Source organism: Aquincola tertiaricarbonis, assembly GCF_023573145.1.
GTDB lineage: Bacteria > Pseudomonadota > Gammaproteobacteria > Burkholderiales > Burkholderiaceae_C > Aquincola > Aquincola tertiaricarbonis_B.
Genome location: NZ_CP097636.1, coordinates 1,391,328 through 1,412,559 on the forward strand (window position 1 = coordinate 1,391,328; position 21,232 = coordinate 1,412,559).

The 21,232-nt window shown below is 69.7% G+C and carries 24 protein-coding genes; 17 read left to right on the forward strand and 7 right to left on the reverse strand.

The genetic code is table 11. The features are described 5' to 3' along the window. Positions 1 to 193: 193 nt before the first annotated feature. Both MW290_RS20665 and MW290_RS20670 read right to left on the reverse strand, forming a co-directional pair. Entirely contained in the window at positions 194 to 1,702 is a 1,509-nt protein-coding gene (locus MW290_RS20665; protein ID WP_250199559.1) for a tripartite tricarboxylate transporter permease, read from the reverse strand. 13 nt (positions 1,703 to 1,715) lie between these two features. Continuing rightward, positions 1,716 to 2,141, reverse strand: coding sequence for a tripartite tricarboxylate transporter TctB family protein (locus MW290_RS20670; protein WP_250199560.1), 426 nt, complete (start codon positions 2,139 to 2,141; stop codon positions 1,716 to 1,718). Positions 2,142 to 2,285: 144 nt separating this feature from the next. On the opposite strand from MW290_RS20670, the gene MW290_RS20675 reads away from it, so the two are divergent. The 5 genes from MW290_RS20675 to MW290_RS20700 all read left to right on the forward strand — a co-directional run bounded on the left by MW290_RS20675 (position 2,286) and on the right by MW290_RS20700 (position 7,381). Then, a complete protein-coding gene (locus tag MW290_RS20675) occupies positions 2,286 to 2,951 on the forward strand; it encodes a response regulator transcription factor (protein WP_250199561.1) in 666 nt (221 codons plus the stop codon). Continuing rightward, on the forward strand, positions 2,948 to 4,408 hold the full coding sequence (locus MW290_RS20685; RefSeq protein ID WP_310740162.1) for a sensor histidine kinase: 1,461 nt from the start codon (positions 2,948 to 2,950) through the stop codon (positions 4,406 to 4,408). The genes MW290_RS20675 and MW290_RS20685 overlap by 4 nt, the downstream gene beginning before the upstream one ends. 42 nt (positions 4,409 to 4,450) lie before the next feature. Next, positions 4,451 to 5,119 carry an alpha/beta hydrolase gene (locus tag MW290_RS20690; protein WP_250199562.1) on the forward strand — a complete coding sequence of 223 codons (669 nt, stop codon included), beginning with the start codon at positions 4,451 to 4,453 and terminating at the stop codon, positions 5,117 to 5,119. Between the two features lie 45 nt (positions 5,120 to 5,164). After that, positions 5,165 to 5,668 carry an OmpA family protein gene (locus MW290_RS20695; protein WP_250199563.1) on the forward strand — a complete coding sequence of 168 codons (504 nt, stop codon included), beginning with the start codon at positions 5,165 to 5,167 and terminating at the stop codon, positions 5,666 to 5,668. Between the two features lie 141 nt (positions 5,669 to 5,809). Continuing rightward, the gene (locus MW290_RS20700) at positions 5,810 to 7,381 is read left to right on the forward strand and encodes a methyl-accepting chemotaxis protein (protein ID WP_250199564.1); all 1,572 of its coding nucleotides are present in this window, start codon (positions 5,810 to 5,812) and stop codon (positions 7,379 to 7,381) included. Between the two features lie 89 nt (positions 7,382 to 7,470). Here MW290_RS20700 and argF read toward each other — a convergent pair whose 3' ends face one another. Both argF and MW290_RS20710 read right to left on the reverse strand, forming a co-directional pair. Further along, positions 7,471 to 8,406 carry an ornithine carbamoyltransferase gene (argF, locus tag MW290_RS20705; protein ID WP_250199565.1) on the reverse strand — a complete coding sequence of 312 codons (936 nt, stop codon included), beginning with the start codon at positions 8,404 to 8,406 and terminating at the stop codon, positions 7,471 to 7,473. Beyond that, a complete protein-coding gene (locus MW290_RS20710; RefSeq protein WP_250199566.1) occupies positions 8,403 to 9,611 on the reverse strand; it encodes an aspartate aminotransferase family protein in 1,209 nt (402 codons plus the stop codon). Before MW290_RS20710 ends, argF begins: the two co-directional genes overlap by 4 nt. 193 nt (positions 9,612 to 9,804) lie before the next feature. Between MW290_RS20710 and MW290_RS20715 the strand changes: the two genes are divergently transcribed. Next, positions 9,805 to 10,149, forward strand: a complete 345-nt coding sequence (locus tag MW290_RS20715; protein WP_250199567.1) for a DUF3579 domain-containing protein — start codon at positions 9,805 to 9,807, stop codon at positions 10,147 to 10,149. Positions 10,150 to 10,261: 112 nt separating this feature from the next. Here MW290_RS20715 and rpsT read toward each other — a convergent pair whose 3' ends face one another. After that, positions 10,262 to 10,573: a 30S ribosomal protein S20 gene (gene rpsT, locus MW290_RS20720; protein WP_250199568.1), complete on the reverse strand. Its 312-nt coding sequence runs from the start codon at positions 10,571 to 10,573 to the stop codon at positions 10,262 to 10,264. Positions 10,574 to 10,735: 162 nt separating this feature from the next. Between rpsT and murJ the strand changes: the two genes are divergently transcribed. The 9 genes from murJ to MW290_RS20765 all read left to right on the forward strand — a co-directional run bounded on the left by murJ (position 10,736) and on the right by MW290_RS20765 (position 19,215). Then, positions 10,736 to 12,292 (forward strand): murein biosynthesis integral membrane protein MurJ, encoded by a 1,557-nt coding sequence (gene murJ / locus MW290_RS20725; RefSeq protein WP_250200073.1) that lies wholly within the window; start codon positions 10,736 to 10,738, stop codon positions 12,290 to 12,292. A gap of 22 nt (positions 12,293 to 12,314) precedes the next feature. Continuing rightward, positions 12,315 to 13,184, forward strand: a complete 870-nt coding sequence (locus MW290_RS20730) for a SirB1 family protein (protein WP_250199569.1) — start codon at positions 12,315 to 12,317, stop codon at positions 13,182 to 13,184. Between the two features lie 81 nt (positions 13,185 to 13,265). Further along, complete coding sequence (gene hda / locus MW290_RS20735) at positions 13,266 to 13,940, forward strand: DnaA regulatory inactivator Hda (protein ID WP_250199570.1); 675 nt, start codon at positions 13,266 to 13,268, stop codon at positions 13,938 to 13,940. Beyond that, positions 13,937 to 14,605 carry an HAD family hydrolase gene (locus MW290_RS20740; protein ID WP_250199571.1) on the forward strand — a complete coding sequence of 223 codons (669 nt, stop codon included), beginning with the start codon at positions 13,937 to 13,939 and terminating at the stop codon, positions 14,603 to 14,605. The genes hda and MW290_RS20740 overlap by 4 nt, the downstream gene beginning before the upstream one ends. After that, complete coding sequence (gene pcnB, locus MW290_RS20745; protein WP_250199572.1) at positions 14,602 to 16,299, forward strand: polynucleotide adenylyltransferase PcnB; 1,698 nt, start codon at positions 14,602 to 14,604, stop codon at positions 16,297 to 16,299. The genes MW290_RS20740 and pcnB overlap by 4 nt, the downstream gene beginning before the upstream one ends. Beyond that, positions 16,296 to 16,805, forward strand: coding sequence for a 2-amino-4-hydroxy-6-hydroxymethyldihydropteridine diphosphokinase (gene folK, locus MW290_RS20750; protein WP_250199573.1), 510 nt, complete (start codon positions 16,296 to 16,298; stop codon positions 16,803 to 16,805). Before pcnB ends, folK begins: the two co-directional genes overlap by 4 nt. Positions 16,806 to 16,819: 14 nt before the next feature. After that, a complete protein-coding gene (locus MW290_RS20755; protein ID WP_250199574.1) occupies positions 16,820 to 17,446 on the forward strand; it encodes a deoxynucleoside kinase in 627 nt (208 codons plus the stop codon). A 94-nt stretch (positions 17,447 to 17,540) separates the two neighbouring features. Then, on the forward strand, positions 17,541 to 18,188 hold the full coding sequence (locus MW290_RS20760) for a DUF47 domain-containing protein (protein ID WP_250199575.1): 648 nt from the start codon (positions 17,541 to 17,543) through the stop codon (positions 18,186 to 18,188). A 16-nt stretch (positions 18,189 to 18,204) separates the two neighbouring features. Next, positions 18,205 to 19,215 carry an inorganic phosphate transporter gene (locus MW290_RS20765; protein WP_250199576.1) on the forward strand — a complete coding sequence of 337 codons (1,011 nt, stop codon included), beginning with the start codon at positions 18,205 to 18,207 and terminating at the stop codon, positions 19,213 to 19,215. A gap of 3 nt (positions 19,216 to 19,218) precedes the next feature. Here the strand turns inward: MW290_RS20765 and MW290_RS20770 are convergent, their stop codons facing one another. Then, positions 19,219 to 19,662 carry an NINE protein gene (locus MW290_RS20770; protein ID WP_250199577.1) on the reverse strand — a complete coding sequence of 148 codons (444 nt, stop codon included), beginning with the start codon at positions 19,660 to 19,662 and terminating at the stop codon, positions 19,219 to 19,221. 5 nt (positions 19,663 to 19,667) lie between these two features. Further along, positions 19,668 to 20,201 carry a GNAT family N-acetyltransferase gene (locus MW290_RS20775; RefSeq protein WP_250199578.1) on the reverse strand — a complete coding sequence of 178 codons (534 nt, stop codon included), beginning with the start codon at positions 20,199 to 20,201 and terminating at the stop codon, positions 19,668 to 19,670. A gap of 199 nt (positions 20,202 to 20,400) precedes the next feature. Between MW290_RS20775 and rpsP the strand changes: the two genes are divergently transcribed. Together rpsP and rimM are read left to right on the forward strand one after the other, a co-directional pair. Next, positions 20,401 to 20,649 (forward strand): 30S ribosomal protein S16, encoded by a 249-nt coding sequence (gene rpsP, locus MW290_RS20780; protein WP_250199579.1) that lies wholly within the window; start codon positions 20,401 to 20,403, stop codon positions 20,647 to 20,649. 17 nt (positions 20,650 to 20,666) lie between these two features. Next, positions 20,667 to 21,227 (forward strand): ribosome maturation factor RimM, encoded by a 561-nt coding sequence (gene rimM / locus MW290_RS20785; RefSeq protein ID WP_250199580.1) that lies wholly within the window; start codon positions 20,667 to 20,669, stop codon positions 21,225 to 21,227. The last annotated feature ends 5 nt before the right edge of the window (positions 21,228 to 21,232 follow it).

The window sequence follows — 21,232 nt, forward strand, 5'->3', positions numbered from 1 at the left end:
ATGCGATGGTGCAGCCTAGCACGCGCGGCGGCCGGATGTGAAAACGCCCCGGCACCTGACGGTGGCGGGGCGAAGATCGACCGCGGATGGGCCGCGGCCGATGCCAGGAAACATTCGGGCCCCCAAGCTCACTGCGTTCGCGGCCCCCCGAGGTGGCGCGCCCGCTCTTGGGGCGGCCCGGCGAGCGGGCGGTTCAATCTTCTTGGAACGCCTCTTCGCGCTTGCGCTTGACCGAAGGCAGCGCCACCACCACCACCATCAGCGCGGCGGCGATCAGCAGGCCGGCCGACAGCGGACGCGTCATGAAGGTGCCCCAGTCGCCGCGCGACAGCAGCAGCGCGCGGCGCAGGTTCTCTTCCATCATCGGGCCCAGGATGAAGCCCAGTAGCAGCGGCGCGGGTTCGCAGCCCAGCTTGTAGAAGATGTAGCCCACCAGCGCGAAGCCGGCGCCCATGTACACGTCGAAGGCGTTGTTGTTCAGCGTGTAGAGGCCGATGGTGCAGAACACCATGATGGCCGGGAACAGGAAGCGGTAGGGCACCGTCAGCAGCTTGATCCAGATGCCGATCAGCGGCAGGTTCAGGATGATCAGCATCAGGTTGCCCACCCACATGCTGGCGATCAGGCCCCAGAACAGCTGCGGGTTGCTGGTCATCACCTGCGGGCCGGGCTGGATGCCCTTGATGGTCATCGCACCCACCATCAGCGCCATCACCGCGTTGGGCGGAATGCCCAGCGTCAGCATCGGGATGAAGCTGGTCTGCGCACCGGCGTTGTTGGCCGACTCCGGACCTGCCACACCCTGGATGGCGCCCTTGCCGAAAGGCCGGCTCGGGTTGCGGGTGAGCTTCTTTTCCATCGTGTATGAAGCGAACGACGCCAGCAGCGCGCCGCCGCCCGGCAGGATGCCGAGGATGGAACCGATGGCCGTGCCGCGCAGCACCGAAGGCCAGGCCTCCTGGAAATCGCGCTTGGTGGGCCACAGGCCCTTCACGTCCTTGGTGAACACCTCCCGGCTTTCAGCCGGCATGCCCAGGTTGGCGATGATCTCGCCGAAGCCGAACACGCCCATCGCGATGGCGACGAAGCCGATGCCGTCGGTGAGTTCGGGGATGTCGAACGAGAAGCGCGGCGTGCCGCTGATCACGTCGGTGTTGATCTGGCCCAGCAGCAGGCCCAGGATGATCATCGCGATGGCCTTCAGCAGCGAGCCCGAGGCCAGCACCACCGCGCCGATCAGGCCCAGCACCATCAGGCTGAAGTACTCGGCCGGGCCGAACTTGAAGGCCAGCTCGGTCAACGGCGGCGCGAAGGCCGCGATGATGATGGTGCCCACGCAGCCGGCGAAGAACGAGCCGAGCCCGGCCGCCGCCAAAGCCGCCCCGGCGCGCCCCTGTCGCGCCATCTGGTAGCCGTCGATGGCGGTGACCACCGAGCTGGATTCACCCGGCACGTTGATCAGGATGGCGGTGGTGGAGCCGCCGTATTGCGCGCCGTAGTAGATGCCGGCCAGCATGATCAGCGCGGGCGTGGCGTCCAGCGCGTAGATGCTGGGCAGCAGCATCGCGATGGTGGCCACCGGGCCCAGGCCCGGCAGCACGCCGATCAGGGTGCCCAGCACCGCGCCGCCAAAGGCGTACAGCAGGTTCTGCACCGTGAAGGCGACGCCGAAGCCCAGCGAGAGGTTGTGGATCAGGTCCATGTGCGTGGCCTCCTTACTGCGTCAGGAACGTGGGCCACAGCGGAATCACCAGGTTCAGCCCCCAGTTGAAGACCGCCCAGCTGCCGACGGTCAGCACCGCGCTGTCCAGCAGCACTTCCTTCCAGTTGAATTCATCGCCCGCGAAGGACGAAACGATGACCAGCAGCGGCAGCGCCACCGCCATGCCCAGCGTGGGCAGGGCGAAGCCGAACACCGCCACCGCGGCCACGATGGTGATCAGCGGCTTCCAGGCCCAGGCGCCGATCTCGTTGTCGTCGCCGGTGTCGATGGCCAGTGCCTTGATCACTTCCACCGCACCCAGGATGGCCAGCAGCAGCCCCAGGCCGAACGGGAAGTAGCCCGGCCCCGGGCGTGCCGACGAGCCGAAGCTGTAGCTGGTCGCGCCCCAGGCGAAGGCGATGCCGATGATCAGGAACATGAGTCCCGACCAGAAGTCCTTTTGGTTCTTGATGCTGAGCACCCTTGTCTCTCCTTGCTTGCAGGCGCCAGGCGCTCGATCACGCCGGTGCGCGTTTATCCTCCGGGGCACCTGACCGGCGACTGACCAAGCGAGTAAGTACAAGTGCGTATCCTGTTGGCCGAAGACGATGCGGTGCTGTGTGGCGTGATGCGCAAGAGCCTGGAAGGCGCTGGCCACCGGGTGGACGCGGTGGGCTCGCTGGCCCACACCCGCAGCCTGTGGCGCGAGCAGCCCTTCGACGTGGTGGTGCTCGACATCAACCTGATCGACGGCAGCGGCATCACCGCGCTGCTGGAAGCGCGCGCCCGCGGCGACCACACGCCGGTGCTGGTGCTCACCGCCCGCAACCGCACCGAGGAACGGATTGCCGGCCTCAATGCCGGCGCCGACGACTACCTGGGCAAACCCTTCGACCTGGCCGAGGTGGAAGCGCGGCTGCGTGCGCTGGTGCGCCGCGCCAGCGGCGGTGGCGACCGCGTGCAGCTGGGCGGCCTGATGCTGGACCGCCAGGCCCGCCGCTTCCTGCTGCGCGGCGAGGCCATCGACATGCCGGCGCGCGAGTTCGAGGTGCTGTGGGAGCTGATGACGCCGCCCGGCCGCGTGGTGGCCAAGCGGGCACTGTCCGACAAGCTCTCGGCACTGGACGAGGCCCTGGGCGACAACGCGCTGGAGGTCTTCGTCTCGCGGCTGCGCAAGCGGCTGGTTGGCGGTGGCGTGGTCATCCGCACGCTGCGGGGCCTGGGCTACGCGATCGAAGCCGAGGCGTGATCCACCGCCGCCCGCCCCGGCGCGCGGCGCCGGCCGCTGCCCGCCTGCCGGGCCTGGACAGCCGCCTGGCCCGCCGGGTGATGCTGCCGCTGGGCGTGGTGTGGCTGGTTGGCAGCCTGGCCGCGGCGGCGGTGGGCTCGTACTTCGCGGCCACGGTGTTCGACCGCGCGCTGCTGGACGACGCGCTGGGCCTGGCCGCCGCGGTGCAGCAGGCCCGTGGCGGCGACCTGCAGGTCACGCTGACGGTGGACGAGCTGCGCGCCGTGCTGTTCGACCAGTCGGAATCGGTGGTGTTCGCGCTGCGCCGGCCCGATGGCACGCTGGTGGCCGGCGATGCGCGGCTGCAGCTGCCGCGCCGGCAGCCGGCCGCCGCCTTCGAGTTCGCCGACCTGCCGCTGGACGAGGAGCCGATGCGCGCCGTGGTGCTGGACCGCACCCAGCCGCAGCCCTTCACCCTGGTGGTGGCCCAGACCATGCGCTACCGCGGCGCGCTGCTGCGCCGGCTGCTGCTGTACTCCACCGCGCCCCAGGTGTTGCTGCTGGTGTGCCTGGGTGTGTGGCTGCGCCGCTCCATCCGGCTCGACCTGCAGCCGATTGCCGAGCTGCAATCGGCCTTGAACCGCCGGAACGCCACCGACCTGCAACCGCTGCCGGTGCGTGCCGGCACGGCCGACGTGCAAAGCCTGGTGCAGTCCATCGATGCACTGATGGCGCGGCTGAGCGATGCGCTGCGCAGCCAGCGCGAGTTTGCCGGCAACGTGGCCCATGAACTGCGCACGCCGCTGGCCGGCATCCGCGCGCTGGCCGACTACGGGCTGGCGAGCAGCGATCCGCAGCAATGGCGCGAGCAGCTGCAGGGCATTGCGCTCAGCCAGGCGCGGGCCAGCCGGCTGGTGGACCAGTTGCTGGCCATCGCGCTGGCCGATGAGGCCACGGGCAGCCTGGTGCTGCAGCCGGTGGCGCTGGACGAACTGGCGCGCCGCGTGTTGCTGCGCGCGATGCCGCAGGCCGATGCGGCCGGGGTGGACCTGGGCGCGCAGGGCCTGGACGAGCCCGCCTGGGTGCTGGGCGACGAGGCGCTGATCGAAGGTGCGCTGCAGAACCTGCTGGACAACGCGCTGCGCTATGGCCGCCCGCCCGACGGCAGCCCGCCGCAGGTGACGGTGGGCCTTCAGGCGCAAGGCGGCGAGGTGCAGCTCTGGGTGCAGGACAACGGGCCCGGCCTGGCCGCCGCATCACCCCAGGCCGCCGCCGCCGCCGACACCACGCGCCTGCTGGCGCGCTGGCAGCAGGGCGGGCCCGGCCGTGCGCTGGGCGAGGGCGCCGGCCTCGGCCTGGCCATCGTCTCGCGCTATGCGGCGCTGCTGCAGGCGCGGCTGCTCACCGGCCCGGCGCAGCCCGGCCCCGGCGCGCGGCTGGCGCTGGTGTTCCGCGCCTCGGCACCGCCGGCCGTCTAGGATGCGCGCTTCCACGCGCCCCGCGTTTTCACATCCACCGCCATGAGCCTGCTGCAAACCATCGAACTGCAAACCGGCGACGCGCCCAGCGCGTCCATCATCGTGCTGCACGGCCTGGGCGCCGACGGCAACGACTTCGTGCCCCTGGCCCAGGAACTGGACCTCACGGCCGTGGGCGACGTGCGCTTCATCTTCCCGCAGGCGCCCACCATGCCGGTCACCATCAATGGCGGCTACGTGATGCGCGCCTGGTACGACATCCTGGGCGCCGACCTGGTGCGCCGCGAGGACGAAGCCGGCCTGCGCCAGTCGCAGCAGCAGGTGGCCGCGCTGATCGACCGCGAGCGTGAACGCGGCGTGCCGGCCCACCGCATCGTGCTGGGCGGCTTTTCCCAAGGTTGCGCGATGTCGCTGTTGACGGGGCTGCGCTACCCCGAGCGGTTGGCGGGCATCGCCGGCCTGTCGGGCTACCTGCCGCTGGCCGACACGCTGGCCGCCGAGGCCCATGACGCGAACCGCCTGGTGCCCATCTTCCTGGGTCATGGCCTGCACGACGGCGTGGTGACGCTGGCCCGCGCCACCAGCACCCGCCAGGCCCTGCAGGAGGCCGGCTACGACGTGGCCTGGCACACCTACCCGATGCAGCACTCGGTGTGCGCGCAGGAGGTGCGCGACCTCAACGACTGGCTGCTGAAGGTGCTGGCTCGCTAGAATCGCGGGCTCAACTGATAAACGCTGCAGCGAGGAAGCGCCGACATGTACCAGGAAGACAAGGACGACACCACCCGCGTGGGCCTGTGGATCACCTTCGGCGTCGTGGCGCTGGTGGTCATCAGCGTCATCGCCTCGATGGTGGTGCGCCAGATCCGCATCAACAACGCCGCGCCGCAGGACGTGAAGGCCGTGGTCGAGGAAGTGATCCTGATCGATGGCCCGCTGACGGGTGACCTGGCGGGCACGCTGTACTTTGAAACCGCCCAGGCCACGCTGCCGGCCGATGCCGCCGCCGAGCTGAGCAAGGTGATGGAAGCGCTGGCCGCCGCACCGGCCCGCAAGGTGGTGCTCTCGGGCTTCCACGACGCCACGGGCGACGCCGCCCGCAACGCCGAGCTGGCCAAGCAGCGCGCGCTGGCCGCCCGTGCCGCGCTGGTGGCCGCGGGTGTGGACACCGCCCGCGTGCAGCTGCGCCGGCCTGAAGTGACCACCGGCAGCGGCTCCGAGCAGGAAGCCCGCCGCGTGGAATTGCGCCTGGTGGACTGACGGCTTTTCCGCCTGCATGCACCAAGCCGGGCACTGCCCGGCTTTTTTTTGCCGTCTTGTGGTGGCTCCTGGCGCCGATAGCGCAGCCAGGGCTCACACCCACACCACTCACGAGACACCAACATGCATGCACTGGCGAACATGAAGATCGGAACGCGCCTGGCCGCAGGCTTCGGCCTGCTGCTGGCGCTGCTGCTGGCCATGGCCGCGCTGTCGGCCCGCGAAGCGCGGGTCATCTACGAGGCCCTGGACTACTACACGGCCAACGTCACGCCTTCGCTCACGGCCATCAAGGGCTGGCAGGACCGCATCGACGAGATCCGCACGCTGCAGGCCAAGCACCTGCTCACCGAATCGCCGGCCGAGCGCGCGAACATCGAGTCGGCCTGGCAGGCGGCCAGCGAGCGGCTGCGCCAGGGCGCGACCGACTACGAACGCCTGCTGTCCAGCGAGGAGGAGCGGCAGCTGTGGCTGGAGGTCATGGCCCAGCTGCAGGCGGCCACCGCAGCCTGGGAAGAGCTGCATGCGCTGTCCAACCAGGCCGTGGGCGATGCCGCGCAAGGGCCCGCGGCGCGGCGGCTGTTCCTGGGCGAAGCCGAGCAGCACTACCGCATGACCGCGCGCGCGATCGATGCCGTCTGGGCCTACAACACCCGGATGGCGGAGCAACTGACCACCGACGGCCAGCACACCTACCAGCTGGCGCTGAAGCTGATCGCGGGCGTGTCGCTGCTGGCGCTGCTGCTGGGCGCGGGTGCCGCGCTGCTGATCACCCGCTCCATCACGTTGCAGATGGGCGGCGAGCCCCGTGAGGTGCTGCAGGTGGCCCAGGCCATCGCCGAAGGCGACCTCAGCGTCGACTTCGCGCTGCCGCCGGGCCGCTCACGCAGCGTGGTGGGCGCCATCCGCATCATGCGCGACCGCCTGGCCGACCTGGTGGGGCAGGTGCGCCACAGCAGCGACAGCATCGCCACCGGTTCGGCCCACGTGGCCGGCGGCAGCGCCGACCTCAGCCAGCGCACCGAGGAACAGGCCAGCAACCTGCAGCAGACCGCCGCCGCGGTGGAGCAGCTCAGCAGCACGGTGCGCAGCAATGCCGAGACGGCTCGCCAGGCCGACCAGCTGGCGGCCCAGGCCTCGGCCGCGGCCGCGCAGGGCGGCGCGGTGGTGGGCCAGATGGCGGCCACCATGCAGGACATTGCCGCGGCCTCGCAGCGCATCGCCGACATCATCGGCGTCATCGACGGCATTGCGTTCCAGACCAACCTGCTGGCGCTCAATGCCGCGGTGGAGGCGGCCCGCGCGGGCGACCATGGCCGTGGCTTTGCGGTGGTGGCGGGCGAGGTGAGGGCGCTGGCCCAGCGCTCGGCCCAGGCTGCGAAGGAGATCAAGTCGCTGATCGGCGACAGTGTGGGCCGGGTGGAAGCCGGCTCACGCCAGGCGCAGGCGGCCGGCGCGTCGATGGGTGACACCGTGGCCCAGGTGCGCCATGTCAGCGAGCTGATCGCTGCCATCTCGCTGGCCACCAGCGAGCAGTCCACCGGCATCGGCCAGGTGGGCCATGCGGTGGGTCAGCTGGACAGCGTGACCCAGCAGAACGCCGCGCTGGTGGAAGAAAGCGCGGCCGCCGCCGACAGCCTGAAGCAGCAGGCCGACCGGCTGACGGCGCTGGTGGGCACCTTCAAGCTGAGGGAGTCCGCCAGCGCTGGCTAAACCCCTCGGCCGCCCTCAGTCCCGCCGGCCCGCCCCAAGGGACTGAGCTCCCCCTCGGGGGGGCGCGAGCGCAGCGAGCTTGGGGGCTCTCATCCGCCGATGCGGCCCAGCAGCAGGTACTCCATCAGGGCCTTCTGCACGTGCATGCGGTTCTCGGCTTCGTCCCACACCACCGATTGCGGGCCGTCGATCACGTCGGCCGTGACCTCCTCGCCGCGGTGGGCTGGCAGGCAGTGCATGAAGAGGGCGTCGGGCTGGGCCTCGGCCATCATCGCGCTGTCCACGCACCAGTTGGCAAAGGCCTGGCGGCGGGCTTCGTTCTCGGCCTCGTAGCCCATGCTGGTCCACACGTCGGTGGTCACCAGGTGGGCGCCGGCGCAGGCTTCCTTGGGGTCGGCGAACACGCGGTAGCAGTCGGGGTTCTTGATGCCGGCCACCGCGGGGTCAATCTCGTAGCCGCCCGGCGTGCTCACGTGCACCGTGAAGCCCAGGATCTCGGCCGCCTGCAGCCAGGTGTTGGCCATGTTGTTGCCGTCACCCACCCAGGCCACCACCTTGCCCTGGATCGAGCCGCGGTGCTCGATGTAGGTGAAGATGTCGGCCAGGATCTGGCAAGGGTGGTACTCGTTGGTCAGGCCGTTGATCACCGGCACGCGCGAATGCGCGGCAAAGCGCTCCAGCTTGCTCTGCTCGTAGGTGCGGATCATCACCAGGTCGACCATGCGGCTGATGACGCGGGCGCTGTCCTCGATGGGCTCGGCCCGGCCCAGCTGGCTGTCGCCGGTGGTCAGGTGCACCACCGAGCCGCCCATCTGGTACATGCCGGCCTCGAAGCTCACGCGCGTGCGGGTGCTGGCCTTCTCGAAGATCATGGCCAGCGTGCGGTCGGTCAGCGGCTGGTACTTCTCGTAGTTCTTGAAGCGCTGCTTGATGATCAGCGCCCGCTCGAACAGGTAGCTGTATTCCTCAGCCCGGAAGTCCTTGAACTGCAGGTAATGCTTCATCAGACGGGCTCCCGGTTTCATGCCTTGCCACCCGCCAGGAACTGCCTGATCAGCGGGCACAGGATGGCCACGATCTGCGCGGCCTCTTCGGCGCTGAGGATCAGCGGCGGCACCAGGCGCACCACGCGGTCGGCGGTCACGCTCAGCAGCAGGCCTTTTTCACAGGCCTGGCCCAGTAGCTCGCCGCAGGGGCGGTCGAGCTCGATGCCCAGCATCAGGCCCTGGCCACGCACTTCGACGAAGCCTTCCACGCCTTCCAGCTCACGCTCGATGGCGGTGCGCAGCAGGCCGCCCACGCGCGCGGCGTTCTCCAGCAGGCCGTCCTCTTCCATGATGCGCAGCGTTTCGACACCGGCGCGCATCGACAGCGGGTTGCCGCCGAAGGTGGTGCCGTGGTTGCCCGGGCCGAACACCTTGGCCGCCTTGGGGCCTGCCACCACCGCTCCCACCGGCACGCCCGAGCCCAGGCCCTTGGCCAGCGGCATCACGTCGGGCTGGATGCCGGCCCACTGGTGCGCAAACCACTTGCCGGTGCGGCCGATGCCGCACTGCACTTCGTCCAGCATCAACAGCCAGTCCTGCTCGTCGCACAGGCGGCGCAGCGACTTCAGGTAGTCGGTGCGGGCGGGGTTGATGCCGCCTTCGCCCTGTATGGTTTCCAGGAACACCGCCACCACGTTGGGGTTGGTGCGCGCCACTTCCTCCACCGCGGCCAGGTCGTTCATCGGCACGCGCACGAAACCTTCCACCAGCGGGCCGAAGCCGGCCTGCACCTTGACGTTGCCGGTGGCCGACAGCGTGGCGATCGAGCGGCCGTGGAAGGCCTTCTCGTAGACGATGATCTCGGGCCGTTCGATGCCCTTGTCGTGGCCGTACTTGCGGGCGATCTTCAGCGCCGCCTCGTTGGCTTCCAGGCCGGTGGAGCAGAAGAAGGCGTTGGTCAGGCCCGACAGCTCGCACAGCTTGGCAGCCAGCGTTTCCTGCAGCGGCACGTGGTAGTAGTTGCAAGAGTGGATCAGCTGGCCGATCTGCTCCTGCAGCGCCGGCACCAGCTTCGGGTGCGCGTGGCCCAGGGTGTTCACGGCGATGCCGCCCAGGCCGTCGAGGTATTGGCGGCCCTGCGTGTCCCAGACCTTGCAGCCTCGGCCGTGCGACAGCGCGATGGGCAGGCGGCCGTAGGTGTGCATCACGTGCGGCTCGGTCGGCAGGGCGGTGTCAACGGTCATGAAGATGGCTCCGGCGGGGCGTCAGAAAGCCCGTCTGATGGGCAAGAGGGGCCGGATTCTAAGGGTCTGAGCAGCACCACACGGCTTCTGCCCGTGCGTGATGCCCGAGCTTGCTGCGGCGCAACAGCCTCAAGGCACAATCGCGGGCTGTCGGCAGCGGACCCGCCCGCGCCGCGCCGGATACACACCCTGCATGAAGCCTTTGACACCCCCTCCCAAGCCGCGCGAATTCGTCGTGCAGGGCCTGACCAAGGAAGGTCGCACCTTCCGTCCCAGTGACTGGGCCGAGCGGCTGGCGGGCGCCATGTCGTGCTTCCGGCCGGGCGGCACCGTGGGCGGGCCGGGTGCGCGCATCGGCTATTCGCCTTATTGCGTGCCCACGTCGGTGGGGTCGGTGAAGGCGGTGCTGATCAGCGAGGCGCTGAAAGAGATCGAGCCCATGGCCTGGGACTTCGTGATGAACTTCGCCCGCGACAACGACCTGCAGGTGGCCGAAGTGTGCGTGCTGCCGGACGTGCCGCCGCCCGCCAAGGGCTGAGGGCGGGTGCCGCCGACGCGCCCTTCACGGGTGTGGCGCTTTCTGGCGATGCACCAACGCAAAAAGGGCCTGCAGAGCAGGCCCTTTTTTCATCACCCGACTGGCCGGCTTATCAGGCCGAGGCGGTCGCGGCCGACAGGGCCTTGACCTTGGCCGACAGGCGGCTCTTGTGGCGGGCAGCCTTGTTCTTGTGGAAGATGCCCTTGTCAGCGACCGAGTCGATGACGCTCTGGGCGACTGCGAACAGTTCGGTGGCCTTGGCCTTGTCGCCAGCGACCACGGCCTTCTGCACGTTCTTGACGACGGTGCGGAACTTCGAGCGCAGGGCGGTGTTAGCAGCGTTCAGCTTCACGTCCTGGCGCGCGCGCTTGCGGCCGGAGGCGAGGCGGACGGTCTTCTTCTTGGCTTTGGAAGAGGTTGCCATAGGATATGTGGGTTGCCGGGTGATGCGGAGCCAGCGAGTATAGCACGCCAGCGGCGGGCGGCATAATCGCGCGCCGCCGGCCTGGGCTCCGGGCCTCGCGGCCCGGGGTGCCTCGCGTGCCTTGGCCCTCTTCCCGTGACCGCGGCCCCGGCCGCCCACCCCGTGAATCTCTTCAAGGCCGCCTCCACCGTCTCCCTGCTGACGCTTGCCTCGCGCATCACCGGCCTCGTGCGCGACCAGTTGATGGCCGGTGCCTTCGGCGCCAGCGCCTGGACCGACGCCTTCAACGTGGCGTTCCGCATTCCCAACCTGCTGCGGCGGCTGTTCGCCGAGGGTGCCTTCTCCCAGGCGTTCGTGCCCATCCTGGCCGCCACGCGTGAGCGCGACGGCGACGCCGCCACGCACCAGTTGATCAACGCGGTGGCCACCATGCTGTTCTGGGCGCTGGCCGCCACCGTGGTGGTGGGCATCATCGGCGCGCCGCTGCTGGTGCTGGCCATCGGTTCGGGCCTGGCCCGCTTCGACGACGCGGTGCAGCTCACCCGCTGGATGTTCCCGTACATCGGCTTCATGTCGCTGGTGGCGCTGGCCGGCGGCATCCTCAACACCTGGCGGCAGTTCACGGTGCCGGCGCTCACGCCGGTGCTGCTCAACATCGCGTGGATCGTGGCGGCGGTGTGGCTGGCGCCGGTGTTCCAGCGCCATGGCATCGAGCCCATCTACGCCATTGCCGTGGGTGTGCTGGTGGGCGGCGTGCTGCAGCTGGCGGTGCAGGTGCCGGCGCTGGCGCGGCTGGGCGCGCTGCCGCGCATCGGGCTGCTGCCCGCTTCCATCAAGGCGGCCTGGCACCACCCCGGCGTGCACCGGGTGCTCAAGCAGATGGCGCCGGCGCTGGTGGGCGTGTCGGTGGCGCAGCTGTCGCTGCTGATCAACACCCAGATCGCCTCGCGCGTGGGCGTGGGTGCGGTGTCGTGGCTGTTCTACGCCGACCGGCTGATGGAATTTCCCACCGGGCTGCTGGGCGTGGCCCTGGGCGTGGTGCTGCTGCCGCAGCTGTCGGCCGCACAGGCCAAGGGCGATACCGAGCGTTACTCCGGCCTGCTCGACTGGGGCCTGCGGCTGATGCTGGTGATGGCCTTGCCCTGTGCCATCGCGCTGCTGGTGTTCGCCCGGCCGCTGGTGGCGGTGCTGTTCCATTACGGCCAGTTCACGCCCACCGACGTGGAGCAGACGGTGCGTGCCTTGATGGGCTACGGCGCCGGGCTGATGGGGCTGGTGGCGGTGAAGGTGCTGGCGCCGGGCTTTTATGCCCGCCAGGACATCCGCACGCCGGTGCGCATCGCCATCATCGTGCTGGTGGTCACCCAGCTGCTGAACCTGGTGTTCGTGCCCTGGCTGGGGCATGCGGGGCTGGCGCTGTCCATCGGCCTGGGGGCGCTGGTCAATGCCAGCTGGCTGCTGTGGGGCCTGCTCAAGCGCGGCGTTTACCTGCCGCGGCCGGGCTGGGGCCTTTTTCTGCTGCGCATCGGCATCGCCACCGCGGTGCTGGGCGGGGTGCTGGCGTTCGCGTCGGTGCGCATCGACTGGATCGGCCTGCAGGCCCATGCCGGGCTGCGCGCGGCCTGGATGGCCGGTGTGCTGGGCGGCGTGGCGGTGCTGTACTTCGGGCTGCTGGCCCTGCTGGGATTGCGGCCTCGTCACTTCGCGCGGCACGGCTGAAGCCATCGCCTACACTGGTTCCATGACCGGTTCGCTGCGCTTCGAGGCCCCGTCCCCGCTGACCTACTTCGCGTCGCTGGTGGCCGAGGACGAAAGCCTCTCCTTGCTCGAGGCGGCGGTGTCCATCGCCCAGGACGAGCATCCCCAGCTCGACCCCCAGACCGTGCTGGCCGACATCGACAGCCTGGCCTGGCAGCTCAAGCGCCGCATCCCGTCGGACGCGGCGGCGCTGCAGAAGCTGCGTCTGCTCAACCGCTATTTCTTCCATGAACTGGGTTTTGGCGGCAACGTCAACGATTACTACGACCCGGCCAACAGCTACCTGCACAAGGTGCTGGAAACCCGCCGCGGCATCCCCATCAGCCTGGCGCTGCTCTACATCGAGATCGCCACGCAGATCGGCCTGACCGCGCGCGGCGTCTCCTTCCCCGGACATTTCCTGGTCAAGCTGCGCATGACGCAGGGCGAAGTGGTGATCGACCCCTTCAACGGCCAGTCGCTCTCGCGGGAAGACCTGGACGAGCGCCTGGCGCCGTACCGCCGCCAGCAGGGGCTGGAGGGCGATTTCGAGGTGCCGCTGGGCCTGTTCCTGCAGTCCACGCCGGCGCGCGACGTGCTGGCCCGCATGCTGGGCAACCTGAAGGAGATCCACCGCAGCGCGCACGACTGGCCACGGCTGTTTGCGGTGATCGAGCGGCTGGTGGTGCTGCTGCCGCAGCAGTGGGAGCAGCGGCGCGACCGCGCGCTGTGCCTGGAAGAGCTGGGCCGCACCGACGAGGCGGCGGACGACCTCGCCATCTACCTGCAGCACCGGCCCGACGCGGAAGACGCCGCCGCGCTGCGCCGCCGCATGACGCAGCTGCGCCGCAGCGGCAGGCCTCCTCTGCACTGAGCCAGCCTTCAGGCCACCTCGGGCGGGTTCTTTACAATCCGCCGCTTCGCGCGCGGCGTCGCCCGGCGAACCCAAGAACACATGAGACAGTTGCCGCTGGCGTTCGGGCCGCGCCCGCCGCAAACCTTTGAAAGCTACCTGGCCCGCGCCAACGCCCCGGCCGTGGCCCACCTGCAGTCGCTGCAGCCGCCTTCACCGCCGGTGTACCTGTGGGGCCCGGCCGGCAGCGGCAAGACCCACCTGCTGCGGGCGCTCACCCTGGCCGCGCAGGAGCGCGGCGAGCGCGCCGGCTGGTTCAATGCCGCCTCGCCGCTGCCGTTTGAATTCGACGACACTTGGTCGCTGATCGTCATCGACGAAGCCGACGCGCTGGACGCCGCCCGCCAGCACGGCGCCTTCACGCTGTTCATCGAGGCCATGAGCCACGGCGTGCAGCTGGTGGCCGCCGGCCGGCTGCCGCCGGTGGACCTGCCGGTGCGCGACGACCTGCGCACCCGGCTGGGCTGGGGCCCGGTGTTCGGGCTGCAGCCGCTGACCGAGGCCGAGGCCCGCGCCGCGCTGCGCCGCGAGGCCGACCGGCGCGGCATTTTTCTCTCCGATGAAGTGATGGACTACGTGCTGAGCCGCTTGTCGCGCGACATGAAAGACCTGATGGGCCTGCTGGACCGGCTGGACGACTTCGCGCTCGCAGAGCAGCGCCAGGTCACGGTGCCGCTGCTCAAGCTGATGCTGGCCGAAGAAGGGCAGGGCGCATGAACCTCACGCTGTTCGACCTGGACGGCACGCTGCTGCCCATCGATTCCGACCACGCCTTCGGCCAGTTCATGGTGCGCACTGGCTGGGCCGATGGCGCCGCCTTCCAGGCCGAGAACGACCGCTTCTTCGCCGACTACCAGGCCGGCCGGCTCGACCTGGCGGCCTACATCCGCTTTGCCACCTCGCCCTGGCGCGACCGGCCCTTCGACGAGATCGAGGCCGGCCGTGTGCGCTTTTTCGAGGAAGCCATCCAGCCGGTGCTGCACGACAGCGCACGCGCGCTGGTGCGCGGCCATGCCGAGGCGGGCGACCTGATCGCCATCGTCACCGCCACCAACGAGTTCGTCACCCAGCCCATCGCCCGCGCCTTCGAGGTGCCGACCCTGATCGCGGTGGAACTGGCGCGCGATGCGCAGGGCCGCGTCACCGGCGACATCCAGGGCATTCCCTCGTACCGCGAGGGCAAGGTGCCGCGGGTCGAGGCCTGGCTGGCCGCCCAAGGCCGCCAGCGCGCCGACTTCGACCGCATCACCGTCTACAGCGACTCCACCAACGACCTGCCGCTGCTCGAATGGGCGACCGATGCCGTCGCCACCAACCCGAGCGCCGCGCTCGAAGCCATCGCGCGGGAGCGCGGCTGGCGCATCCTGAGACTTTTCGAATGATCAAGACCTTCATCGACAGGCTGCTGGGCAAGTCGCCCGCCAAGGCCGGCAAGGCCGGCGTCGCCAAGGTGCCGCTGGGCAAACGGGTGGAGGTGCCGGCCGCCGAGCACCGCATCAACCCCGAGCTGCTGGACGAGCGTGCGGTGCGCGTGGTGCGCACCCTCAAGGACGCCGGCTTCGAGGCCTACATCGTGGGCGGCGCGGTGCGCGACCTGCTGGTCAACCGCCGGCCCAAGGATTTCGACGTCGCCACCAACGCCACGCCCGAGGAGGTGAAGGCGCTGTTCCGCCGGGCCTTCATCATCGGCCGGCGCTTCCGCATCGTGCATGTGATCTTCGGCCGTGGCCGCGAGCACGAGGTGGTGGAGGTGTCCACCTTCCGCGCCTACCTGGACAACAGCGCCGCCGAGCAGGTGGGTGGCAACGAGAAGACCTCGAAGGCCGAGCTGGCCAACAAGAGCCATGCGGTGGACGCCGCCGGCCGGGTGCTGCGCGACAACGTCTGGGGCCCGCAGATCGAGGACGCCGCCCGCCGCGACTTCACGATCAACGCGATGTACTACGACCCGGTGAGCGAGATCGTCGTGGACTACCACGGCGGCCTGAAGGACATCGAGCGCCAGGTGCTGCGCATGATCGGCGATCCGGTGACCCGCTACCGCGAAGACCCGGTGCGCATCGTGCGCGTGGTGCGCTTCGCGGCCAAGCTGGGCTTCCAGATCGAGGCCAAGACCCGCGCCCCCATCGCCGAGATGGCGGCGCTGCTGGACAACATCCCCGTCTCACGCCTGTTCGACGAGACCATCAAGCTGCTGCAGACCGGCCATGCCGTGGCCAGCGTTCAGGAGCTGCGCAAGCAGGGCCTGGGCAGCCGCTTCCCGATGCTGGACGTGCTGATCGGCCCCGGCGCCGACCAGCCCCAGCATGCCGAGCGCCGCAAGTTCGTCGAGCTGGCGCTGGCCGACACCGACCGCCGCGTGGCCGAAAACCGCCCGGTGGCGCCCAGCTTCCTGCTGGCCTGCCTGCTGTGGCACGAGGTGCTGGCCGGCTGGCAACGCCGCCGCGATGCGGGCGATCCGCCGTTCCCGGCGCTGATGGAGGCGGTGGACGCGGTGTTCGACGCCCGCGTGGGCGACATCTCGGGCCGCGGCAAGCTGGGCACCGACATGCGCGAGATCTGGGGGATGCAGCCGCGCTTCGAGCGCCGCACCGGCAACGCGCCCTTCTCGCTGGTGGAGCAGCCGCGCTTCCGCGCCGGCTACGACTTCCTGCGGCTGCGCGCCGATGCCGGCGAGGTGGACCCGGCGCTGGCCGAATGGTGGGAAGACTTTGCGCTGGGCACGCCGGAAGAGCGTGAAGCGCTGCTGGCCGCCGCGCGCGAACAGCAGGGCAAGACGCGCCGCGTGCCGGCGGCCGGCGGTGCTGCCGCCAAGCCGCCGCGCAGCCGCAAGCCCAAGGCCGAAGCCGGCGAAGCTGCCGTGGCAGCTGCCGGCGACAACGGTGGCGACGACGCTGAAGGCGCCGACGCCTCGGCCGAACTGGACGGTGACGAGGGCCTGGGCAGCGCGCCGTCCGACGGCGCGCCGGCCCGCAAGCGCCGTCGCCGCCGCCGCAAGCCGGCCGGGGCCGCTTCGGCCGGCGCTGAGGGCAGCGAATCCGGACCGGCCGCCGCGCCGGGCGGCGAGGCGCCTTGAGCCCGACGACCGCGCCCACCGCCGACGAGCGCATCTTCGTCGGCCTGGGTGCCAACCTGGGCGATGCCCGGACCACGCTGGAAGCGGCGCTCGCCGCACTGGCGGCGTTGCCCGGCACCCGGTTGCTCGGCCGCTCCAGCTTCTACCGCACCGCGCCGGTGGATGCCGGCGGCCCCGACTACCTGAACGCCGTGGCCGAGCTGCGCAGCAGCCTGGCGCCCGAGGCGCTGCTGGACGCGCTGCAGGCCATCGAGCAGCAGCATGGCCGCGAGCGCCCCTACCGCAACGCACCACGCACGCTGGACCTGGACCTGCTGCTGATGGGCGGGCAGCGGCAGCACAGCGCGCGCCTGACGCTGCCGCACCCGCGGCTGCACCAGCGGGCCTTCGTGCTGGCGCCGCTGGCGGAGCTGGCGCCCGGCCTGATCATCGAAGGCCTGGGCCCGGTCGCCCCGCTGCTGGCGGCCTGCGCCGACCAGGCCATCGAGCGCCTGGACGGGCGCTGAACGCGCCACCGGCCATGCTCGACCGCCTGCGCCACATCGCCATCGAAGGTCCGATCGGCGCCGGCAAGAGCACGCTGGCGCGGCTGCTGGCCGCCCGGCTCGATGCGCAGTTGCTGCTGGAGCGCCCGCACGACAACCCGTTCCTCGAGCGCTTCTACGCCGACCCCGCGCGCTATGCGATGCAGACGCAGCTGTGCTTCCTGTTCCAGCGCATCGAGCAGTACCGCGAGCTGGCGCAGCCCGGCATGTTCACGCCGCGCGTGGTCAGCGACTTCATGTTCGCCAAGGACGCGTTGTTCGCGCAGCTCACGCTGTCGGACGACGAGTTCCGGCTCTACAGCCAGATCCACGCCGCGATGGCGCCGCAGATGCCGGCGCCCGACCTGGTGATCTGGCTGCAGGCCGACCCGGCCACGCTGCTGGGCCGCATCGCGCAGCGCGGCCTGGCGATGGAGCAGGGCATGGACCCGGCCTACCTGCAGCGCCTGGGGCATGCCTATGCCGCCTGGTTCGAGCGCGAGCCCGGCCTGCCGGTGCTGGCCATCGACACCACCCGCTTCAACCCCTTGGCGCAGCCGGCCGACCTGGACCGGCTGTTGCAGCGGCTGCAGGACTTCCGCGGCCCGCGCGAAGCCTGGTAGGGATGGCCCGCTTACACTGCGCGCCCTGACGCCTTTATGACCGTGCCGTGACTGTCGTGTGACAGGCATGCGCCGCCCGAACGAGGAAAGACCGATGCTGTTCGGCAAGCTGCTGCCCCGCGAGGGCAATTTTTTTGAACTCTTCATCGAACACGGCAAGCAGATCGCCGAAGGCGCCCGCGCCTTCACGCGGATGATCGAGCACTACGCCGACACCACGCTGCGCGAGCAGTACGCCGCCGACGTGATCGCCGCCGAGCGCAATGCCGACCGCATCACCGCCGAGGTGAACCGGCTGCTGCACAAGACCTTCATCACGCCGATCGACCGCGAGCAGATCCACGGCCTGATCAATGCGATGGACGACGTGCTGGACCTGCTGCAGGACGCCACCGAGACCATGCAGCTGTACGACGTGCGGGAGATGACCGAAGAGACGATGCGCCTGGGCGACCTCAGCGCCAAGTGCTGCGACCGCGTGGCCCATGTGGTCACGCTGCTGTCCAAGCTGTCGGACCATACCGTGGTGGAGGCAGCGCTCAAGACCTGCGAAGAGATCGACAAGCTGGAATCGGACGCCGATCGCGTGATGCGCTCGGCCATGAGCAAGCTGTTCCGCGAGCAACCCGACGTGCGCGAGCTGATCAAGCTCAAGGCCATCTACGAGCAGCTGGAGTCGATCACCGACCGCTGCGAAGACGTGGCCAACCTCGTCGAGGGCATCGTCCTCGAGAACTCCTGAAGGCCGCCGGCGCACGATGGACGCGGTTCAGGTCAGTTTCTGGGTGGTGGTGCTGCTGGTGGTGCTGGCAGTGCTGTTCGATTTCATGAATGGTTTCCACGACGCGGCGAACTCCATCGCCACCGTCGTGTCCACCGGCGTGCTCAAGCCTCAGCAGGCGGTGGTGTTCGCGGCCACGTTCAACGTGATCGCGATCTTCGTCTTCCACCTCAGCGTGGCGGCCACGGTGGGCAAGGGCATCGTGCAGCCCGGCATCGTCGATCACCATGTGGTGTTCGGCGCGCTGGTCGGCGCCATCGCCTGGAACGTGATCACCTGGTGGTACGGCATTCCGTCGAGCAGCAGCCATGCGCTGATCGGCGGCATCGTCGGCGCGGTGATCGCCAAGTCGGGCGTGGGCGCCCTGGTGGCCGGCGGCGTGCTCAAGACGGTGGCCTTCATCTTCGTTTCGCCGCTGCTGGGTTACCTGCTGGGCTCGCTGATGATGGTGGCGGTGGCCTGGGTGTGCCGTCGCAGCTCGCCGCTGCGGGTGGACAACTGGTTCCGCCGACTGCAGCTGGTGTCGGCCGGGCTGTACAGCCTGGGCCACGGCGGCAACGATGCGCAGAAGACCATCGGCATCATCTGGATGCTGCTGATCGCCACCGGCTACGCCAATGCCAGCGACGCGATGCCGCCCAGCTGGGTCATCTGGTCGTGCTACATCGCCATCGGCCTGGGCACCATGTTCGGCGGCTGGCGCATCGTCAAGACCATGGGCCAGAAGATCACCAAGCTCAAGCCGGTGGGCGGCTTCTGTGCCGAGACGGGTGGCGCGATGACGCTGTTCTTCGCCACCGCGCTGGGCATCCCGGTGTCCACCACCCACACCATCACCGGCGCCATCGTCGGCGTGGGCTCGGTGCGCAGCGCCTCGGCGGTGCGCTGGGGCGTGGCCGGCAACATCGTCTGGGCCTGGGTCCTCACCATCCCCGCCTCGGCCTTCATCGCGGCCGTTTTCTACTGGTTGGGCCTGCAGATTCTTTAAGTCTTATTGACTTATTTTTTTGGCCTCTTCGACCTGGTACTCGAAGTAGCGCTGGCCGCTGAAGGCGATGGTGGCCATCAGCACGCCGGCGCCGATCAGCAGCGCGGTGATCACGCCCAGCACCGGCGCCCAGCGGGTGGCGTGCACCGGCTGGCCCGGGTTGTGGCGGGCGTCCCAGCGCTCATCGGGCGTCAGCCCGTAGAGGATGGCGGCCAGCATCGCCTGCGCCACCATCAGCCCCAGCAGCGGAATCAGCGCCCAGCTCAGGTGATCGTCCAGGCCGTAGTCCTGCACCCGCTGGATGCCGTGCAGCCCCAGGAAGGTGGGGATGCAGTAGAACCAGCCCAGCCGGTCCTTGAAGCCGTAGAGGTAGAAGCGGTGCAGCCCCAGGCTGCCCACCAGCAGCGCCACCCAGGTGGCCAGCGTCTTCGACTTGTAGGCCGCCATGGCCGTCAGTCCGCGGCCGGGGCGTTGCTGTCGCCGTCGCCCAGCGCGCGTTGCATCAGCACCACATCCAGCCAGCGGCCGAATTTCCATCCCGAGGCCTTGAGCACGCCGGTGTGCTCGAAGCCGCAGCTGCGGTGCACGCCGATCGAGCCGGCGTTGGCCGAGTCACCGATCACCGCCAGCATCTGCCGCGCGCCGCGCGCCTCGCACTGGGCCATCAGCTCCACCAGCAGCTGCTTGCCCACGCCCTGGCCCTGTGCATCGGGGTGCAGGTAGATGGAGTCTTCCAGGCAGAAGCGGTAGGCGCGGCGCGGGCGGAACACGTTGGCGTAGGCATAACCCAGCAGCTGGCCGCCGCGTTCGGCCACCAGCCAGGGCAGGCCGTTGGCCAGCACCGCCTCGCGGCGCTTGGCCATTTCCGCCTCGTCGGGCGCTTCCAGCTCGAAAGTGCCGGTGCCGTGCAGCACCGCGTGTTGGTAGATGGCGGTGATGGCGGGCAGGTCAGCGGCCGTGCTCGGGCGAATCAGCAGATTGGTCATGCACAACAGTTTATAATGCGCGGTTTCGGCGCTGGCCGGCGGCAGAGGGGTTCCACCCATCCACCGCTTTGGCGTATCTACAGCACCGAGCCCGTGGCGACCGGCCCGCAACCTGCGGCTGGCGCCTTTCACGATTGCCAGACCTGGTGGTGTCTCCCCGGTGAGGCGGTCGATTCGCAGGAATCTCCGAGGAAACACAATGGTTGTCATCCGTCTGGCCCGTGGCGGCTCCAAGAAGCGCCCCTTCTACAACATCGTCGTTGCCGATGCGCGTGAGCGTCGCGACGGCCGCTTCATCGAGCGCGTCGGTTTCTACAACCCCGTGGCTTCCGGCGCTGCCGAGTCGCTGCGCGTGGCGCAAGACCGCGTGACCTACTGGAAGGGCGTTGGCGCCCAGCTGTCGCCCACCGTCGCCCGCCTGGTGGGCAACGCCAAGACCGCTGCCTGAGACACGGATTCCGGCCGATGAACGCCACCACGCCTGCACCGGGCGATACCGCCTGGCCTGAAGACGCGGTGGAGGTCGGCCGGATCCTCGGGCCCTGGGGCATCAAGGGCGCGCTCAAGGTGCTGCCTTACGCGTCCGACCCCAAGGCCTTGTTCTCGTCGCGGCGCTGGTTCATCCAGCCGGGCCACCGGCTGCTGAAGATCACCGGCGCCCGCGACCACGGCGATGGCGTCGTGGCCACCGCCCAGGAAGTGCCCGACCGCAATGCCGCCGAAGCGCTCAAGGGCGCCCAGGTGTTCGTGTCGCGCAGCAGCTTCCCCACCCCTTCGGAAGGTGAGTACTACTGGGTCGACCTGATCGGCCTGGAGGTCTACAACCGCGAAGGGGCCCATCTCGGCATGGTCACCGACCTGCTGAGCACCGGCCCGCACAGCGTGCTGAAGCTGCGCCCGGCCGATGCGCCGGCCGACGCTGGCGGCGAAGCCGCTGAACGCCTCATTCCTTTCGTCGACGCCTACGTCGACCAGGTGGACCTGCCGGCCCGCCGCATCACCGTTGACTGGGGCCTGGATTACTGAGGCCG

Bases quoted from the DNA above. Each gene is read 5' to 3' on its own strand.
- MW290_RS20665 (WP_250199559.1), bottom strand. From the start codon at position 1,702: ATGGACCTGATCCACAACCTCTCGCTGGGCTTCGGCGTCGCCTTCACG.
- MW290_RS20670 (WP_250199560.1), bottom strand. From the start codon at position 2,141: ATGTTCCTGATCATCGGCATCGCCTTCGCCTGGGGCGCGACCAGCTAC.
- MW290_RS20690 (WP_250199562.1), top strand. From the start codon at position 4,451: ATGAGCCTGCTGCAAACCATCGAACTGCAAACCGGCGACGCGCCCAGC.
- MW290_RS20695 (WP_250199563.1), top strand. From the start codon at position 5,165: ATGTACCAGGAAGACAAGGACGACACCACCCGCGTGGGCCTGTGGATC.
- MW290_RS20700 (WP_250199564.1), top strand. From the start codon at position 5,810: ATGAAGATCGGAACGCGCCTGGCCGCAGGCTTCGGCCTGCTGCTGGCG.
- argF (WP_250199565.1), bottom strand. From the start codon at position 8,406: ATGAAACCGGGAGCCCGTCTGATGAAGCATTACCTGCAGTTCAAGGAC.
- MW290_RS20710 (WP_250199566.1), bottom strand. From the start codon at position 9,611: ATGACCGTTGACACCGCCCTGCCGACCGAGCCGCACGTGATGCACACC.
- MW290_RS20715 (WP_250199567.1), top strand. From the start codon at position 9,805: ATGAAGCCTTTGACACCCCCTCCCAAGCCGCGCGAATTCGTCGTGCAG.
- rpsT (WP_250199568.1), bottom strand. From the start codon at position 10,573: ATGGCAACCTCTTCCAAAGCCAAGAAGAAGACCGTCCGCCTCGCCTCC.
- MW290_RS20730 (WP_250199569.1), top strand. From the start codon at position 12,315: ATGACCGGTTCGCTGCGCTTCGAGGCCCCGTCCCCGCTGACCTACTTC.
- hda (WP_250199570.1), top strand. From the start codon at position 13,266: ATGAGACAGTTGCCGCTGGCGTTCGGGCCGCGCCCGCCGCAAACCTTT.
- MW290_RS20740 (WP_250199571.1), top strand. From the start codon at position 13,937: ATGAACCTCACGCTGTTCGACCTGGACGGCACGCTGCTGCCCATCGAT.
- pcnB (WP_250199572.1), top strand. From the start codon at position 14,602: ATGATCAAGACCTTCATCGACAGGCTGCTGGGCAAGTCGCCCGCCAAG.
- MW290_RS20755 (WP_250199574.1), top strand. From the start codon at position 16,820: ATGCTCGACCGCCTGCGCCACATCGCCATCGAAGGTCCGATCGGCGCC.
- MW290_RS20760 (WP_250199575.1), top strand. From the start codon at position 17,541: ATGCTGTTCGGCAAGCTGCTGCCCCGCGAGGGCAATTTTTTTGAACTC.
- MW290_RS20765 (WP_250199576.1), top strand. From the start codon at position 18,205: ATGGACGCGGTTCAGGTCAGTTTCTGGGTGGTGGTGCTGCTGGTGGTG.
- MW290_RS20770 (WP_250199577.1), bottom strand. From the start codon at position 19,662: ATGGCGGCCTACAAGTCGAAGACGCTGGCCACCTGGGTGGCGCTGCTG.
- MW290_RS20775 (WP_250199578.1), bottom strand. From the start codon at position 20,201: ATGACCAATCTGCTGATTCGCCCGAGCACGGCCGCTGACCTGCCCGCC.
- rpsP (WP_250199579.1), top strand. From the start codon at position 20,401: ATGGTTGTCATCCGTCTGGCCCGTGGCGGCTCCAAGAAGCGCCCCTTC.
- rimM (WP_250199580.1), top strand. From the start codon at position 20,667: ATGAACGCCACCACGCCTGCACCGGGCGATACCGCCTGGCCTGAAGAC.